Below are 14,396 nucleotides of genomic sequence, written 5' to 3'. Positions count from 1 at the left end.
GCGTTGTAGCCGATGGCCCGACAAGCGGTCCCACGAGCATTCTCTCGATTGTCAGGAAGGGGGTTCCGGACGAAGATGGCAGTGTCCGATCCGACGTCTGCGTCGCGCCTGGGCTGGGCGGCGTCGAGCCCGGTCCGGGGGCGTGTCGGACGGCTCCACCACCACTTCGAGACCACCTCCGACCGCGTGCCCGACGCGGTCGCCGTGGAGTGTGGCGACCGCCAGGCCCGGTACCGCGAGCTCGACCGCCAGGGCAACCGCGTCGCCCACCGGCTGATCGCCCTCGGGGTCGCCCCCGGCGACCGGGTCGGCATCCTCCTGCAGCGCTCGCTCGAGACCTACGCCGCGGTGCTGGGCGTGCTCAAGGCGGGGGCGACCTTCGTCCCCATCGACCCGGGCCACCCCGCCGACCGGATCGCCTTCATCGCCACCGATGCCGGCCTCCGGGTGGTGCTCACCAGCGCCGCCCTCGCCGCCGCCGCGGCGGGCTCGCTGCCCTGCCCGGCGCTCGAGCTCGACGAACCCTCCTGCCTCGCCGGCGTGCCCGCCACCCGGCCGGACGCCGACGCCGGCCGCGATGGCCTCGCGTACATCATCTACACCTCCGGGTCGAGCGGCCGTCCCAAGGGTGTTGCGGTCAGCCACGGCAACATCTGCGACTTCCTCGATGTGGTCACGCCGATCTACGACGTGACCGCACAGGACCGCGTGTACCAGGGGATGACCATCGCCTTCGACTTCTCCGTCGAGGAGATGTGGCCGGCGTGGATGGCCGGCGCAACGGTGGTGGCGGGGCCCACCGACGGCTGCCGGCTCGGCCCCCAGCTCGCCGACCTCCTGGTCGAGCGCGGGGTGACGGTGCTCTGCTGCGTGCCCACGCTGCTCGCCACCCTCGACCGCGAGGTGCCCTCGCTGCGCACCCTGATCGTCGGCGGCGAGGCCTGCCCGCGGGACCTGGTGCAGCGCTGGAGCCGCCCCGGGCGGCGGATGCTCAACACCTACGGCCCCACCGAGACCACCGTCACCGCCACCTGGTGCGAGCTTCGCCCCGACCGCGCGGTGACGATCGGCCGGCCCCTCCCCTCGTACACCGTCCGGCTGTGCGACGAGCGGCTGCGCCCGGTGCCCGCCGGCGAGCCCGGGGAGATCTGCATCGGCGGCCCCGGCGTCGCCCAGGGCTATGTGAACCGTCCCGAGCTCACCGCCGAGCGGTTCGTCGCCGATCTCACCGCCCCGGGGTCGCGGATGTATCGCACCGGCGACCTCGGCCGTCTGTCCGCCTCCGGGGAGATCGAGTTCCTCGGCCGCCTCGACGCCCAGGTGAAGATCCGCGGCTACCGCATCGAGCTCGGCGAGATCGAGGAGGTGGTCCGCGAGGACGAGGCGGTGGAGAACGTGGTGGTCTCGGCCCTGGAGGTCGACGGCGTGGCCACCGACCTGGTCGCCCATGTCACCCTGCGCCGACCCTCCGGGGAGGCGGAGCTGCGCGGGAGGCTCCACGACCGGCTGCGCCGCCGCCTCCCCGCGTACATGGTGCCGGCGTTCATCGAGGTGCTCGACCGCCTGCCCACGCTGGCCGGCTCGAAGGTCGCCCGCACCCAGCTCCCCGCTCCGGTGTCGCCGCGGCTGGGGCTGCGCGCCGACCAGGTCGTGGCCCCGGCGACCCCGCTCGAGGCCGACCTGCTGGCGGTCTGGACCGAGGTCTTCGGCCACCCCGACATCTCCGTGGAGGCGGACTTCTTCCTCGACCTCGGCGGCCACTCGCTGTTCGCCGCGATGGTGGTCTCGCGCCTCCGCCGCCGGCCCGAGTCGCGCTCGGTGGGGATCGGCGACCTCTACGAGCGACCGACCATCCGGGCGCTCGCCGACCACCTCGAGGCGCTCTCGACGCTGGCGGCGGTGGGGCCGCACGACGGCGCCGCCACGGGCCCCCGGCCGGCGGCGCTGCGTCACCGCGGTGGCCGCGTGCTCGCCGCCGGCGCGGTCCAGCTGGCCGGGCTCTACGCGCTGGTGCTGATCCTCGGCGCTCCCGCCGCCTGGCTGCTGGCGCGGTCCGGCGGCAGCCTGACGGCCTCGCGGCTGGTGCTGGGCGCGCTGCTCCTGCCCCTCGGCTTCCTGGTCACCGCCCTGGTGCTGCCGGTCGCCGGGCGCTGGACCGTGGCCGCGCGGATCCGGCCTGGACGCCACCCGCTGTGGGGCGCCACCCACGTGCGCTGGTGGATGTTCACCCGGCTGCTCGCGCTGGCACCGCTGCGCCTGCTCGCGGGCTCGCCGCTGATGGCCGCCTACCTCCGCCTGCTCGGCGCGCGGATCGGCCACTCCTGCCAGATCGCGACCGAGCGGATCCAGACCCCGTGGCTCACCGAGATCGGCGACGGCGCCAGCCTCGGCTACGGCGTGGACGTGATGCCCGCCGTCGTCGAGGACGGCTGGCTCCTCCTCGACCCGGTCCGGGTCGGCGCCGGAGCGGTGGTCGGCACCGGCTCGGTGCTGGTCGGCGGCGCCGAGATGGGGCCGGGGTCCCGGCTCGCCGACCAGTCGCTGCTGGCCCGCGGCCAGCGGCTTCCCGACGGACAGAGCTGGGGCGGGTCGCCGGCGGTGCCGAGCGCCGAGGGCGACGCTCTGCTCGACGCCATGGCGGCCGCCGGCCACCAGGGGCGGCGCTGGTCGCCGGCGCTGGGTGCGGGGTTCGCCGCCGGCGTGGCGGTGCTCGGGGTGCTCCCCTTCGTCATGGCGATGCCGGGCCTGCTGCTGGTGACGCTGGCGATGGCGCGCCGGGGCCTGCTCGCGGCGATCGCCTCGACCCTGGTGGCCGGGCCGGTGACGGCGCTCACCGCCTGCGCGCTGGTGGCCGCGGGCCGCCGCCTCGTGCTCGCCCGCACCGAGCCGGGCATCCACCCGCTGTGCTCCGCGCTGGGGCTGCGGAAGTGGTTCGCCGACCGGCTGATGGCGATGAGCCTCGAGCTCAGCAACACCCTCTACGCCACCCTCTACGCGGTGCCCTGGCTGCGCCTGCTCGGCGCCCGCATCGGCAGGCGCTCGGAGGTCTCGACCGCCGCTCACATCGACCCCGACCTGCTCACCCTCGGCGAGGAGAGCTTCGTCGCCGACTTCGCCTCGGTGGGCGCGGCCACGTTCGCCCACGGCGCGATCGCGCTGGGACGCACCGAGCTCGGCCGCCGCTGCTTCGTCGGCAACGCCGCGGTGGTGCGCAGCCACACCCGGCTGGGCGACAGCAGCCTGATCGGAGTGCAGTCGGTGGCGCCGGCGAGGCCGGTCGAGGCGGAGACCTCGTGGCTGGGCTCGCCGGCGATCTTCCTCCCCCGCCGCCAGCCGAGCGAGGCCTTCTCCGAGGAGGTCACCTACCGCCCATCGGCGGCGCGGGTAACGGCGCGGCTCGCCGTCGAGTACTTCCGTATCACCCTGCCGGCGACGCTGATCGCGCTCGCCCTCCTGCTCGCCGCCTCCGTCGAGCTGCGCCTCGCCCGCCGCGGCTCCGCGATCGAGCTGATCCTCGCCACCCCGGTGGTCGCCCTCGCCTCGGGCCTGGGCGTGACCCTGCTGGTGGTGCTGCTGAAGTGGCTGCTGGTGGGCCGCTACGTTCCCCGCGTCGAGCCGCTCTGGGCGCTGTTCGTGCGCCGCAGCGAGCTGGTCACCGGCCTCTACGAGAGCGTGGCCGTGCCCGCGCTGCTGGGGGTGCTCACCGGCACTCCGTGGATCGGTCCGCTGCTGCGCCTGTTCGGAGCCCGGGTGGGCCGGCGGGTGTGCCTGCAGACCACCTATCTCACCGAGTTCGACCTGGTGCGGGTCGGGGACGACGCCTGCGTCGGCGCCTCCGCCTCGCTGCAGACCCACCTCTTCGAGGACCGGGTGATGAAGATGTCCACCGTCACCCTGGGGCGGGCCAGCACCGTCGGCGCCCGCGCGGTGGTGCTCTACGACGCCCAGCTGGCCGATGGCGCCATGCTCGATCCGCTGTCGCTGGCGATGAAGGGCGAGAGCCTGCCCGCGGGGGGACGCTGGCGGGGCATCCCGGCCGGGCCGGTCCACCTGCCCGGATGATCGACGTCGCGGTGGCGCGGATCGAGGTGCACCTCGTGCACCTCGACTCCGTCCCGGACGGCGGCCGGCGGTCGGGGCTGGGGCACGACGATCTGCGCCGTGCCGCCCGCATCACCCTGCCGGCCGAGCGTGACGCCTTCCTCGCCGCCCACCGGGCGCTGCGCCGGCTGCTCGCCGAGCGCGTCGGCGGTGCGCCCGAGTCGATCCCGATCACCACCGCCGCCGGCGGGAAGCCCGTGCTCGCCGGGCCCGGCCCCGCCTTCAGCCTGTCACGGCGCGGCCGCTGGTGCGCGGTCGCCCTCTCCGACGACTGCCCCGTGGGGGTCGACGTCGAGCCGCTGCGGCCGCTCACCGACGCCGGGCTGGGGGTCGCCGACCTGCTGCCCGCCGGGGCGCGGGCGGCGGTCGATGCCGCGCCGGCGGCCGAGCGGGCGGCGGTGCTGCTGCGCTGGTGGACCCGGGTGGAGGCGGCGGTGAAGGCCTGTGGCGCCGGGCTCGACGACGCCGCCGCCAGCCTCGAGCGTGCGCCTCAGATGCTCTGCGGCACCGTGACCGGGGTGGCCCTGTCGGCCGCCGGCCTCACCCTGGGCCCGCTCGCCGTGGACTGGCAGCTCCACGGGTAGGGCTTGCAGGCCGCGTCCTCCTGGTCCTCCGGGTACGCGCAGTGGCCGCTGGGAGAGCCGGTGAGGTGGTCGTCGGCGTCGGAGTCGCCGTCGCACTGGCCGCTGCGGCCGGGCGGGGCGAGGCCGAAGTCGTGGAAGACCACGGGGTCGGCGGCGGTGGCCGCATAGGCGGAATGGCCGCGGCGGCCACCCCCGGCCGGCCAGGTGGCGGAGGCGCCGTCGGGGTACAGGTTGGTGACCGTCGCCCGCACCCCACCGCCGGCGTCGACGGTGACGGTGGCGACCTCGGAGCGGCAGGCGCTGCCCCCCTCGCAGGGCGCGTAGCCCTCGGGGTTCGAGGTGTCGGCTGCCGGGGCCCTGGTCTCGCGGATCGTGTACGTGCCCGCCGCGACGCCGGCGAAGCTCACGCACCCGGTGGTCGTGGCGGCGCAGTCGCCCTGCTCCAGCGGGCAGTTGGGGGTGCTCGCCACCCGGGTCTTCTGCCCCGCCGGGGTGTCGGCGCTCATCGAGACGCCGGCGCCGACGAGCTGGTAGCCTGCGCCGCCGATGGCCTGCTTGCAGGAGTCCATGGTCTGGATCCAGATCGTCGCGCCCCCCGCCGGCTGCGTCGACCGCGCCGACGCCGGTGCGCTGCCGGTGGCCAGCGCCGCCCAGCCCGCGGCGGCGACGAGCATCAGCGCCCCGGGCGCCAGCCGCGATGAATTGATCATTCCTGACATATACACGGTGATGGTGTGCAGGCGCAAACACCCCACCTCTTGATCCGGTTTTCACCGGACCTTCTCCCCCCATCTCTCATCCTGGGCTCGGGCCGGCGGGCCCGCCTGCAGGAGGTCGCACAGGAGGAAGTGGGATGACGCCGACGCGCTGCACTGGTCCCCGGCGGGGACGCCGCCGGACCGGCCTGGGGCTGCTGCTCGCGGGGACGCTCGCCGCGGGCGCCGGGGCCAGCCTCGGCACCCCCGCCCGGGCGGCCTCCGGGGACGCCCGATCGGTCCCCACCCAGACCCCGATCAAGCACGTGATCGTGGTCATCGGCGAGAACCGCACCTACGACAACGTCTTCGCCACCTGGACACCGCCGGTCGGCCAGCACGCCCGCACCCTGCTCTCCCAGGGGATCGTCACCGCCGGCGGCGGCTGCGGTCCCGAGGCGGAGCGCTCGGTGCAACGCCAGGCCTCCGACGTCGACGTCTACCGGCTGACGCCGCCGCGGACGGTGGCGTACCCGGCGCTGCCCCGGCCCAACACCACCACCGCCAAGGGGCTGCCCCCGAACGTCCCCGACACCCGGTTCCCCGCCACCCTGCCCAACTGCCCGTACCGGATCACCAGGTACGTCCCCTACCCGTCGTACACGGGCGACCCCATCCACCGCTTCTACCAGATGTGGCAGCAGGTGGACGGCGGCCGCAACGACCTCTGGGTGTGGACCGCGAACACCGCGGGGTTCGACAACGGCGCGACGCCGCCCGACCCGATCCACCAGGGCGGCCTGCAGATGGGCTACTACAGCATGAGCGACGGTGACGCGCCGGTGCTGCGCTTCCTCGCCGACCACTACGCCAGCTCCGACAACTATCACCAGGCGGTGATGGGAGGCACCGGCGCCAATCACATCAGCCTCGGCACCGGCGACGCCGCCTTCCACCAGGACGCCGCCGGCCACCCGACCAAGCCGCCGCAGAACCAGGTCGAGAACCCCAACCCCAAGCCGGGCACGAACAACAACTTCACCCAGGACGGCTACAGGGGAGGCAGCTACTCGAACTGCTCTGACCGCTCGCAGCCGGGCGTGGGTGCGATCCGCTCCTTCCTGGACGAGCACCACCCCTTCCGCGGCGGCGACTGCGCCGACGGCGCCTACTACCTGCTCAACAACTACGATCCCGGCTACCTCGCCGACGGCACCCCGGCGCCGCTGGGTTCCGACCACTTCACCGTCCCGCCGCAGCGGTTCCGCACCGTCGGCGACGCGCTGGCGGCGCGGGGCATCCCGTGGGGCTACTACGGGGTGGGCTGGAACCACGGCAGGCCGACCGCCGAGTACTGCGGCATCTGCGACCCGATGCAGTACGCCACCTCGATCATGACCAGCCCGACGCAGCGCGCCAACCTCCACGGCTACGACGACTTCACCGCCGCGGTCGCCGCCGGCAGCCTGCCGGCGGTCTCCTTCGTGAAGCCCGGCGACAACGACGGCCACCCCGGCTACTCCACCCTGGCGCTGTTCGAGGACTTCACCAAGGACGTGGTGAAGCGGGTGATGGCGCAGCCGAAGCTCTTCGCCGACACCGCGATCCTGGTCACCTTCGACGAGGGCGGCGGCTACTACGACTCGGGGTACATCCAGCCGGTGACCTTCTTCGGGGACGGCCCCCGGGTGCCGATGCTCGCGATCTCGCCGTACGCCCGGCCGGGGGCGGTCGACCACACCTACGCCGACCACGTCTCGGTGCTCAAGTTCATCGAGCGCAACTGGCGGCTCTCGCCGCTCTCCGAGCGAAGCACCGACAACCTGCCCAACCCGGAGGCCGGGGGCGACGATCCCTACGTGCCCGGCAACGGCCCGGCGATCGGCGACCTGATGGGCCTGTTCGACTTCGGCCACCGCCGGGACACGTCACCCGCGCTGCCCTGAACGAAAGGAGGGGGTGCGGTGGTCCGCACCCCCTCCGGTCCGGCGCCTGCGCCGGTGCCGACCGTGCTCCTACAGGTGCAGGTCGATGAACGAGCAGCTGTTGTCGAAGTCGCCCGACCAGTCGGAGTGGTGGACGAGGAAGTCGAAGAGCTCGCCGTGGAGCTCGAAGAAGTCGCGCAGCGAGGTGTCGCCGTCGAGGAAGTCGAGCAGCGAGCGGACGCTGTGGAATCTGATCAGGGTGTCGCAGTCGTTGCGGAAGCTGCGGTCCTCGCTGCGGAACTCGTCGAAGTGGAAGCGATCGCAGTCGTGGAACTCGCAGGACCGGTCGTCACGGAAGAACCCGTGCTCGTGGCGTGAGTCGCGGAAGTGGTCGTCGTGGAACCGCTGGTCGCGCCAGCTGTTGTCCCAGCGGTGCCAGTCGGTCGAGTCGTGCCGCCAGGTGTCGTTGCGCGGGGTCCAGTTCCCCTTGCCGTTGTTCACCGGCCTGGTGTTGTTGTTGTTGTTCACCGGCTTGGTGTTGGCGTTCTGCTGGTGGGTCTGCTGGCCCTGCTGCTGCGACGGCGGTGGCGCGCTCTGGACCCTGTTCGAGCGCGGCGTGCCGTTGGAGCTGGAGTTGGTCGGGGGATGGTACGTGGGCGAATTGCCGGCGTTGGAGTTGGTGCCCGAGCCGTAGTAGCTCTGCGAGCCTTTGCCGCTGGCCGTCGAGCTGTTCCGGGTGCTCGCGCCGCCGTACTGGCCTCCCGAGGAGCCGGATGCGCAGCTCGGGTAGGGCGAGCAGCTGCCGCTGGAGTACCGGCCCTGGCCCTGGGACCCGCTCTGGCCGGAGTACGAGTACGACTTCGAGCCTCCCCCGCCCGAGCCGCCGCCTCCGGAGCCGGTGCTCGCGGTGTGCGAGGGGCCCGGCGGCCGGGAGGTCGCGGTGGCCGCGCTCGCCTGCTGCACCGAGCTCAGCGCCAGCGCGACGCTCCCCGCCAGTGCGGCGATGCCCACCAGAGAACGTGGACTGCGCCTTCTTCCCATATCCCGCCTCCCTTGGAAGCGGCGGGCCGGCGGCGAGTGGGTGTCCGCCAGGTACCACCGCGTTGCCCACAGGATAGCGAAGACGTACGGCGGTTTCCGAGGCGAGCTCGACGGGGGTTTCGACCGACGACATCGCTGTCGTCAGTCGGCGGGGGCGCGGCCCGGCCGCACCCCCGCCCGACGGTTGATCGTCTACAGGTGCAGGTCGATGAAGGTGCAGCTGCGGTCGAAGTCGCCCGACCAGTCGGAGTGGTGGACGAGGAAGTCGTACAGGTCGCCGTGGAGCTCGAAGAAGTCCCGCAGCGAGCTGTCGCCGTCGAGGAAGTCGAGCAGCGCCCGCACGCTGTGGAAGGTCAGCAGCGTGTCGCAGTCGTGCCGGAAGCTGCTGTCCTCGTTGCGGAACTCGTCGAAGTGGAAGTCGTCGTGCTCACGGCGCGAGTTGTCCTGCCACTGCTCATGGCGAGAATCGCGGGAGTGCTCGTTGTGCCAGTTGGGATCCTGCCAGGCCCCGTCCCACTGGTGCCAGCTCTGGGAGTCGTGCTTCCAGTTGGGGTTGCGGTTGTTGTTCCCCGGGAGCGGGGTCGGCGACGTCCGGGCGGCCGCGGTCGGGTTCGACCTCGGGGTGGAGCTCGGATTGGCGCTGGAGACCGGAGCCGTCCCGCGCAGGCTGGGGGTCGGCGAGGCCTTGGCGACCGGCGAGCCCTGGGGGCTGGACACCGGTGAGGAGCCGGGGGTGAAGCTCGGCTTCGCGGCGATCCCCCGGTACGTCGGCGAGCCGGTGGGACCGCTGCTGCCGCTGTGGGTCGGCGACCCGGTGGAGCTGCTGCCGCTGTGGGTCGGCGACCCGGTGGAGCCGCTGAAGCTGTGGGTCGGCGACCCGACCGTGCCGCCCCGGGTCGGCGAGCCCCCTGAGCCGCCGCCGCCGGTGGGGGTGGCCGCCGCCCTGGCGGTCCCGGTGCCGCCCGGCACCGGCGCGGTGGCGCCCTCGACCGAGCTGAAGCCCACCATCGCGCCGCCGAGCATGCCCGCCAGCGCGACGGTCACACCGGCGCGGCGCCGTGCTCTGATTCCCAGCATATTTCCGCCTCCCTTCTCTGATTGCCGCGGCCGTCGACCCGGCGTGTGGGACCACACCGGCGGCGACCGCGGGCTCCAGCATAGCGAGCCGGGACGGATGAGGCAGTCGCCGAACTCGGGCCTGTGCGCAACACCCGACGCCGCCGTCGGCAGACCGCAATCCGCACCAGCGCCCGGGGGACTGTATCCTCACGCCGCGTCAGTCGCGGGCGAGACGCTCCACCAGGGCGCGCTCCTGGGGCCCGAACCAGGGTGGGTCGCCGGCGGCCGCGTTCTCGCGCATCCGCCCCGGACGCGAGGTGGCGGGGAGGGCGGCGTGGCAGCGGCCGTCGCTGAGGATCCACTTCAGCAGCGCCTGTCCCCAGGTGCTCACCCCGAAGCGCCGCAGCGGTTCCAGCGCGCTCGCCGGAGGCGGCCGCCGCATCAGCGCGCCCTCGGCGAACGGCCGCATCACCAGCACGCCGATGCCCAGCTCGGCGGCCAGCGGGAGGATGCGGCGCTCGACCTCGCGCTCGACCGGGTTGTAGGGCACCTGGATGCTGCCGATGCGACCGGTGCGCATCACCGTCTCCAGCTCGGGGAACGCGCTCGGGCTCCAGTGGGTGGCGCCGACCACGCGCACCGTGCCGCGCTCGCGCTCCCGCTCGAGGGTGTCGAGATGCGCCTCCCAGGACACCAGGTTGTGCACCTGGTAGATGTCGACCCTGCCCTCGAACCAGCCCAGCGCGCGCTGGACCTGCAGCTCGCCCTCGGCCGGGTCGGGCGTCCACACCTTGGTGGCGACCAGCACGGCGTCGCGCCGGCCGGCGAGCAGCCCGCCGAGCACCCGCTCAGCCGCGCCGTACATCGGCGAGGTGTCGACCAGGGTCGCGCCGGCGTCGATCGCCTCGCCGAGCACCTCGGCGCGAGCCGCCACCTCGGCCGTGGTGCGCACGTCGAAGGTGCGCCAGGTGCCCATGCCCACCGCGGGCACGTCAAGTCCGGAGTCGCCGAGCGGGCGCCGCTGCACAGCTCCACTGTAGGGCTGCGGGACAATCGACGTCATGACCCTCCGCCCGCGGCTCGGCGCCGCCCTCGCCGCCCTGCTCGCGGCCGCGCCGGCCGCCGCCTGCTCCGGCTCCTCCACCCCGCTCGCGGGCGGCGGCGCGGCGACGAGGCCGGCCGCCGCCCGGCCGGTCGCGACCCCCTCCCCCACTCCGGCGCTCCCCGCCTACGCCATCGAGTCGCTGCGGGCGCGCGGCTACGGCGGCGGCCGGCTGGTGGTCGGCGAGCGGCTCGGCGGCACCGCCACGTACACCGTCCACCGGGTCACCTGGCCCAGCCAGGGCGGCACCATGACCGGTCTCGCCGACATCCCGGCGGGGACGGGCCCGTTCCCGGTGGCGATCGTCAACCACGGCTACATCCCGGCGGCGCAGTACCGCACCGGCCAGGACAGCACCAGGTACGCCGGCGCCTTCGCCGCCGAGCGCATCCTGACGGTGGCGCCCGACGACCCCGGGTACGCGGGATCCAGCCCACCCGAGCCCGACCTGGTGCCGATCGAGGCGGCGGCGGTGGCGGTGATGGACCTGATCGGTTCGCTGTCCACCCTGCCCCAGGCGGACACCCGGCGGATCGCCGTCGCCGGCCACAGCAACGGCGGCGGGGTCGCGGAGCTGGTGATGGTCGTCGACCCGCGGGTCCGCGCGATCGTCCTCTACGCACCGGTCAGCACCGACATGGCCGACAACGCGCGGAAGTGGTGGACCGGCCATCCCGGCGGCACCGGTCCGCTCGGCACCCCGGATGCCGATCCGGTCGGGTATGCCCGGATCTCGCCGCGCACCCATCTCCGCGCCGACGGCCCGCCGGTGCTCATCCTCCAGGGCACCGACGACGAGGACATCCCCGCGGAGTGGACCGCGGCGACGGTGGCGGCCCTCCAGGCCCGGGGTGTCCGCAGCCGCTTCGTCAGCTTCCCCGGGGCGCGTCACATCCTCACCGGCGCCGACCTGGTGCGGGCCAACGGCCTCGCCGTCGAGTGGATGCTCGGCGCCTCATAACCCCCGCACCACCGCGCCTTCGCCCGCCGACAACCGTGAGGTGCGCGGCCGGTGGGGTAGCATGCGCTCCCCATGACCTCCGCGGAGCCGGCCACCGCCTTCCGCGACCACTACAGCGTCCTCGGGGTCGACGTGGACGCTGGGGACGCGGAGATCAAGGCCGCCTTCTGGGAGCTGGCCAAGCGCCATCATCCCGACGTCAACCCCGGAGGGGTGCGGGCGGCCCGCCGCTTCGCGGAGGTCAGCGAAGCGAAGAGCGTGCTGCTGTCGCGCAGCCGCCGCGCCGCCTTCGACCGCGAGCGCGACACCTTCCTCCGCACCGGGGTGGCGGGGTCCGCGCCGGAGCCGGCGGCCGAGCCGGTGGCGCTGCCGCGGTACGCGGTGCCGGGCCGGTCGCTGCTGGTGGCGGGGGCGGTGACGGTGCTGCTGACCGTCCTCCTGCTCCCCCTGGCCAGCCTCCCGGCGCGGCTCGAGCCGGTCCCGGTCCGGGCCTTCGACGCCGGGGTCATCGGCGGCGCCGCCTGCTGCGCCGGCTGCGTGCTGGTCGGCGCGCTGAGCTGGCCGGGGTGGCGGGGTGCGCTGAGCCCGGCGCGGTGGGAGGCTCTGCTCGTCGCCCTCGTGCTCTGGCTAGGCCTCGGGCTGGCCGGGCACGTCGACCCCCACGTGCTCCTCGGCGGGCTCTTCTCCTCCGACCTCGCCGGGGCGACCGGCGGCGACGTGCTGGTCCTCGGCATCGTCCTCATGCTCGGCGGCACGCTGCTGCTGCGGCCCGCGGGGCGCCGCCGCGGCGGAGGCTGACCCGCGCCGGTGGGTGCCGTCGCGACGCAGCACCACCAGTGACCTCGCCGGCATCTCCAGCTCGGCTCCGGCACCCAGCTCCCGGGCTCCCTCCGCCTCCTCGGGCCGGGCGGTGTCGAGCAGCACCTCCCAGCGGTGACCCCAGCCGGTGGGCAGGCGCCAGCCGACGTCCTCGCCGCCGGCGTGGAGCAGCACCAGCAGGGTGTCGCCGCGGATCCGCTCACCGCGGTCGTCGCGCTCGGGGATGAGGTCGCCGTCGAGCAGCATCCCGAGCGACTGGCGCCGCTGGTCCCCCCAGTCCTCATCGTCCATCTCGGTGCCGTCGGCGCCGAACCAGGCGATGTCCTTGCGGCGGGTGCCGCGGCCCACCTGCCCCTGGAAGAAGTGGCGGCGGCGCAGCACCGGCTGGGCGTGGCGCAACGCGAGCACCCGGCGGGTGAAGTCGAGCATCGTCTGGTCCAGGTGCTCCCAGTCGATCCACGAGATCTCGTTGTCCTGGCAGTAGGCGTTGTTGTTGCCGCGTTGGGTGCGCCCCAGCTCGTCGCCGTGGAGCAGCATCGGGCAGCCCTGCGACACCATCAGCGTGGCCATGAGGTTGCGGCGCTGGCGGGCACGCAGCGCGACGATCGCGGGGTCGTCGGTCTCGCCCTCGACCCCGCAGTTCCAGCTGCGGTTGTCGTCGGTGCCGTCGCGGTTGTCCTCGCCGTTCGCCTGGTTGTGCTTCTGGTTGTGGGTGACCAGGTCGCGGAGGGTGAAGCCGTCGTGGGCGGTGACCAGGTTGACCGAGGCGAAGGGGCCGCGGCCGTCGTCCTGGTAGAGGTCGCTGGAACCGGTGAGCCGGTAGGCGAGGTCGCTCACCCCCCGGGCCTGCCCGCGCCAGAAGTCGCGCACGGTGTCGCGGTACTTCCCGTTCCACTCCGCCCAGCGCACCGGGAAGTTGCCCACCTGGTAGCCGCCCTCGCCGACGTCCCAGGGCTCGGCGATCAGCTTGGTCTGGGACAGCACCGGGTCCTGGTGGATGATGTCGAAGAACGCCGAGAGCCGGTCGACGTCGTAGAACTCCCGCGCCAGCGCCGAGGCGAGGTCGAAGCGGAAGCCGTCGACGTGCATCTCGGTCACCCAGTAGCGCAGCGAGTCCATGATCAGCCGCAGCGTCTGGGGCTGGCGCGCGTTGAGGGTGTTGCCGGTGCCGGTGACGTCGCTGTAGCGGCGCGGGTTCCGCTCGTCGAGGCGGTAGTAGGTGGGGTTGTCGATGCCCCGCAGGCTCAGCGTGGGGCCGAGGTGGTCGCCCTCGGCGGTGTGGTTGTAGACCACGTCGAGGATCACCTCGAGCCCGGCGCGGTGGAGGGCGCGCACCATCGCCTTGAACTCGCGCAGCTGGGCGCGGTGGCCGGCGGCCCGCGAGTACCGGGTCGCGGGCGCGAGGTAGCCGATGCTGTCGTAGCCCCAGTAGTTGGTGAGGCCCCGCTCGACCAGGAACCGCTGGTCGATGAAGTGGTGTACGGGCATCAGCTCGACCGCGGTCACCCCCAGCCGGAGGAGGTGGTCGATGGCGGCGGGATGGGCCATCGCCATGTAGGTCCCGCGCAGCTCCCTGGGGATCTCCGGATGGAGCATGGTGAAGCCGCGGACGTGGACCTCGTAGATCACGGTCTCCGCCCACGGGGTCAGCGGGGGGCGGTCGTCGCCCCAGGGGAAGAGCTCGTCGGCGACCAGCGAGTGGGGCACGCAGCCCGCGGAGTCGAGCTGGCTGGGGAGGTCGTCGTCGATCCGGTCGCCGTCGACGTGGTGGCCGTAGACCTCGGGGCCCCACCGGACGTCGCCACCGATCTCCTTGGCGTAGGGGTCGAGGAGCAGCTTGCGCGGGTTGTGGCGCAGCCCCTCTGCGGGGCGGTACGGGCCGCGCACCCGGTAGCCGTAACGCTGCCCCGGCCCCACTCCGGGCACGTAACCGTGCCAGTGGAACTCGGTGCGCTCGGACAGCTCGAAGGCGCGCTCCTGCCGCCCCTCGCGGTCGAGGAGCACCAGCTCGACGCCGTCGGCGTGCTCCGCGAAGAGCGAGAAGTTGGTGCCCTCGCCGTCCCAGGTCGCGCCCTGGGGGACGTGGCTCCCGGGCCGCGGCGACCGCAC

Annotated in this window: 9 protein-coding genes and 1 pseudogene; 5 read left to right on the top strand and 5 right to left on the bottom strand. The window is 73.7% G+C overall.

The genetic code is table 11. The features are described 5' to 3' along the window. The first annotated feature begins 81 nt into the window (after positions 1-81). Together VGL20_04740 and VGL20_04735 are read left to right on the top strand one after the other, a co-directional pair. A complete protein-coding gene (locus tag VGL20_04740; GenBank protein HEY2702977.1) occupies positions 82-4,062 on the top strand; it encodes a Pls/PosA family non-ribosomal peptide synthetase in 3,981 nt (1,326 codons plus the stop codon). Next, complete coding sequence (locus tag VGL20_04735) at positions 4,059-4,685, top strand: 4'-phosphopantetheinyl transferase superfamily protein (GenBank protein HEY2702976.1); 627 nt, start codon at positions 4,059-4,061, stop codon at positions 4,683-4,685. Before VGL20_04740 ends, VGL20_04735 begins: the two co-directional genes overlap by 4 nt. Here VGL20_04735 and VGL20_04730 read toward each other — a convergent pair. Beyond that, complete coding sequence (locus VGL20_04730; protein ID HEY2702975.1) at positions 4,592-5,395, bottom strand: hypothetical protein; 804 nt, start codon at positions 5,393-5,395, stop codon at positions 4,592-4,594. The two genes, VGL20_04735 and VGL20_04730, sit on opposite strands and share 94 nt — an antisense overlap. A gap of 143 nt (positions 5,396-5,538) precedes the next feature. Between VGL20_04730 and VGL20_04725 the strand changes: the two genes are divergently transcribed. Further along, positions 5,539-7,326 carry an alkaline phosphatase family protein gene (locus VGL20_04725; protein ID HEY2702974.1) on the top strand — a complete coding sequence of 596 codons (1,788 nt, stop codon included), beginning with the start codon at positions 5,539-5,541 and terminating at the stop codon, positions 7,324-7,326. A 69-nt stretch (positions 7,327-7,395) separates the two neighbouring features. On the opposite strand, the gene VGL20_04720 is transcribed toward VGL20_04725, so the two are convergent. The 3 genes from VGL20_04720 to VGL20_04710 all read right to left on the bottom strand — a co-directional run bounded on the left by VGL20_04720 (position 7,396) and on the right by VGL20_04710 (position 10,432). Next, positions 7,396-8,316 (bottom strand): hypothetical protein, encoded by a 921-nt coding sequence (locus VGL20_04720; protein HEY2702973.1) that lies wholly within the window; start codon positions 8,314-8,316, stop codon positions 7,396-7,398. A gap of 222 nt (positions 8,317-8,538) precedes the next feature. Continuing rightward, positions 8,539-9,423, bottom strand: a complete 885-nt coding sequence (locus tag VGL20_04715; GenBank protein HEY2702972.1) for a hypothetical protein — start codon at positions 9,421-9,423, stop codon at positions 8,539-8,541. A 199-nt stretch (positions 9,424-9,622) separates the two neighbouring features. Then, positions 9,623-10,432 carry an aldo/keto reductase gene (locus tag VGL20_04710; protein ID HEY2702971.1) on the bottom strand — a complete coding sequence of 270 codons (810 nt, stop codon included), beginning with the start codon at positions 10,430-10,432 and terminating at the stop codon, positions 9,623-9,625. Between the two features lie 34 nt (positions 10,433-10,466). Here VGL20_04710 and VGL20_04705 point away from each other — a divergent pair, with 34 nt between their 5' ends. Together VGL20_04705 and VGL20_04700 are read left to right on the top strand one after the other, a co-directional pair. Beyond that, positions 10,467-11,468 carry a prolyl oligopeptidase family serine peptidase gene (locus VGL20_04705; protein HEY2702970.1) on the top strand — a complete coding sequence of 334 codons (1,002 nt, stop codon included), beginning with the start codon at positions 10,467-10,469 and terminating at the stop codon, positions 11,466-11,468. Positions 11,469-11,540: 72 nt separating this feature from the next. After that, positions 11,541-11,750 (top strand): annotated as a pseudogene (locus VGL20_04700) (J domain-containing protein). A 345-nt stretch (positions 11,751-12,095) separates the two neighbouring features. Here VGL20_04700 and glgX read toward each other — a convergent pair. After that, entirely contained in the window at positions 12,096-14,396 is a 2,301-nt protein-coding gene (glgX, locus tag VGL20_04695; GenBank protein ID HEY2702969.1) for a glycogen debranching protein GlgX, read from the bottom strand.

Source organism: Candidatus Dormiibacterota bacterium (assembly GCA_036495095.1).
GTDB lineage: Bacteria > Chloroflexota > Dormibacteria > Aeolococcales > Aeolococcaceae > CF-96.
This window is presented reverse-complemented; position numbering and strand designations above follow the sequence as displayed.

Coding starts and splice junctions, on each gene's coding strand:
- VGL20_04725 (HEY2702974.1), top strand. CDS start 5,539: ATGACGCCGACGCGCTGCACTGGTCCCCGGCGGGGACGCCGCCGGACC.
- VGL20_04705 (HEY2702970.1), top strand. CDS start 10,467: ATGACCCTCCGCCCGCGGCTCGGCGCCGCCCTCGCCGCCCTGCTCGCG.
- VGL20_04730 (HEY2702975.1), bottom strand. CDS start 5,395: ATGATCAATTCATCGCGGCTGGCGCCCGGGGCGCTGATGCTCGTCGCC.
- VGL20_04715 (HEY2702972.1), bottom strand. CDS start 9,423: ATGCTGGGAATCAGAGCACGGCGCCGCGCCGGTGTGACCGTCGCGCTG.
- VGL20_04735 (HEY2702976.1), top strand. CDS start 4,059: ATGATCGACGTCGCGGTGGCGCGGATCGAGGTGCACCTCGTGCACCTC.